Raw genomic sequence first — 2,557 nt, forward strand, 5'->3', positions numbered from 1 at the left:
GAGGCCATCGTCCCCGGCGGCCGGACCGGCACCGTGCTCCCGGGCGACCGGCGCCTCGAGTGCGCAGCTCGCGAGCGGTCGACGCAGCGGGGTCGGGTCGACGCTGCGGAAGCACGCGTCCACCACGTCCTGCGCGCTCAGCGCCTCCTGGTCGAGCAGGGCCAGCAGCTGCGACCGCAGGCACGCGGGCCCGACGGCGGCCGCGACGTAGACCTCCTCATCGGGCAGCAGCCGGACCGCGCACGCGACGAGGGCGTGCAGATCCGCGCGGGCGGCGCCGGGGCCGAGCTGGACGGTGCTCAGATCGGCCAGCACCGGCATCCCGTCGACCCGCACCACGATGCAGGTCTCGTCCGGACCGCCGTGCACCAGGCCGGCCCCGTGCAGCGCGCCCAGCCCCTGGGCGATCGGGACCACGACGGTGGCGGTCTCCTCCTCGGTGAACGGGCCGGACGCGGCACGCAGCTCGTCGAGCCGGTGGCCGGGCACCGGCTCGACGACGAGCGGCCCGTCGGGCACCGCCGAACCGACGGGTGCCAGGTGCGGGTGCGGCAGCCGGCTCAGCGCGACGAGGACGTCGCCGCCGGGGCCGTCCGACGCCACCGCGCGGGAACGGGAGGTCGGCTGCGTCGCCGGAGGAGGTTCGGCCTCGGTCGCGTCCTGGGTCGCCACGGGCCCATCGAACCGGCCGGGGCGCCACGGCGTCGGCGGTCGTCCACAGCCCGCCGACGCCGCGCGCTCAGCCCTGCGCCCGGGACAGCCGGCTCGGCCACCAGGTGCGCCGGTCGAGCTGGACCACCACGGCCGGCACCAGCAGGGTGCGCACGACGAACGTGTCGAGCAGCACGCCGAACGCGACGATGAACGCAAGCTGGGCCAGGAACAGCAGCGGGATGACGGCCAGTGCGGCGAACGTGGCCGCCAGCACGAGCCCAGCCGAGGTGATCACCCCTCCGGTCACCGCCAGACCGGTCTCCAGCCCCTGCCGGGTCCCGGAGCGGCGGGACTCCTCACGCACCCGCGTCATGAGGAAGATCGAGTAGTCCACCCCGAGCGCCACGAGGAACACGAACCCGTAGAGCGGCACGGTGGGGTCGGCCGCACCCCAGCCCGGGATCGCACCGAAGACGAGCGCCGCCACCCCCATCGCGGCCGCGAAGGACAGCACGTTGGCGCCGAGCAGCACGAGCGGTGCCACCACCGCACGCAGCAGCAGGGCCAGGATGAGTGCGATCACCACGAGCACGACGGGGATGATGACGGCCAGGTCCCGCTGCCCGGCGATGCGGGTGTCCAGGCTCTGCGCGGCGGCGCCACCGACCAGGGCGTCGGGGGCGACCTCGTGCACCGCTGTGCGCAGCCTCTGGACGGTGTCGACGGCGGCCTGGCTGTCGGCGGGGTCGGTGGTCACGACGTCGACCCGCACCTTGCCGTCGACGACCACGGGCGCTGCGCCGGGCCGCGGGGGCGTGCCGGTGAACACGGCGGCCGAGCTCACGCCCTCGACGCCCTGCGCCGCCGTCACGACGGCCTGCGCCTGGTCCTGGTCGACGACGACGGCGGCGGGCTGGACGGCCCCGGCCGGGAAGTGCTCGGCCAGCACCTTCTGCCCGGCCACGGCATCCACCGAGGTGAGGAAGACGGCGGTCTGGTCGGTGCCGCGGGTGTTGAGGCCCGGGGCGAACGCCGCTGCCACCGCGAGCAGCAGCACCGCGACCGGACCGACGACCCTGGCCCGACGCACGACGGTGGCCGCGACCGATGCCCACAGACGGCCCGTGCGGACCGGCCGGTCCGTCCGTGGCACCCGCGGCCAGAACAGCACCCTGGCCCGCCTGCCAGGCAGCAGCAGGATCGCCGGCAGCAACGTGAGGGCAGCGAGGAACGAGGACACCACGCCGACGGCCGCCACCGGTCCGAGGCTGCGGTTGGACCCGAGCTCGGACAGCAGCAGGCAGAGCACCCCGGCGATCACGGTGCCCGCGCTCGCGGCGATCGGCTCGATCGCCGCGCGCAGCGCCGCCCCCATCGCCGCGGCGGGGTGCTCGTGCCGATGGAGCTCCTCGCGGTAGCGCGCGACGAGCAGCAGCGAGTAGTCGACGCTGGCGCCCACGACGAGGATCGACAAGATGCCCTGCGACTGCCCGTTGAGCACGAGCACGTCGTTGGCGGCGAGCTGGTAGACGACGAACCCCGCCAGGGCGAGCGCGAACACTGCGGTGCCGATGACGGCGAGCGGCAGGAACGGCGAGCGGTAGACGACGACGAGGATGAGCAGCACCGCCCCGAGCGCGACGAGCAGCAGCACCCCGTCGATCCCGGCGAAGGCGGCGACGAGGTCCGCGACGAAGCCGGCCGGTCCGGTCACCCAGGCGTTGAGGCCCAGGTCACCGGCCTGGGAGGCGCTGGCGCCGAGCTGGTCGAGGAGCGCGGCGCGCACATCGGTGACGAACACCGTCGCGGTGCGCTCCCCGTCGGGCAGCAGCTGGTCGGCGGCGGCGGCGTCCAGCGGGAGCACGACGAGCAGCGCGCTGCCGTCCTGGGCCGGGGCCACGAC

1 protein-coding gene and 1 pseudogene are annotated in these 2,557 nt (G+C 75.2%); both read right to left on the minus strand.

The genetic code is table 11. From position 1 onward, the window contains the following. Window positions 1–672 (minus strand): annotated as a pseudogene (locus F2B26_RS15710) (hypothetical protein); the annotation flags it as partial. Window positions 673–739: 67 nt separating this feature from the next. Then, window positions 740–2,557 (minus strand): MMPL family transporter (locus F2B26_RS15715; protein WP_159810950.1); only part of this gene is annotated, 1,818 nt, incomplete at its 5' end.

Source organism: Cellulomonas citrea, assembly GCF_009829685.1.
Classification (GTDB): domain Bacteria; phylum Actinomycetota; class Actinomycetes; order Actinomycetales; family Cellulomonadaceae; genus Cellulomonas; species Cellulomonas citrea.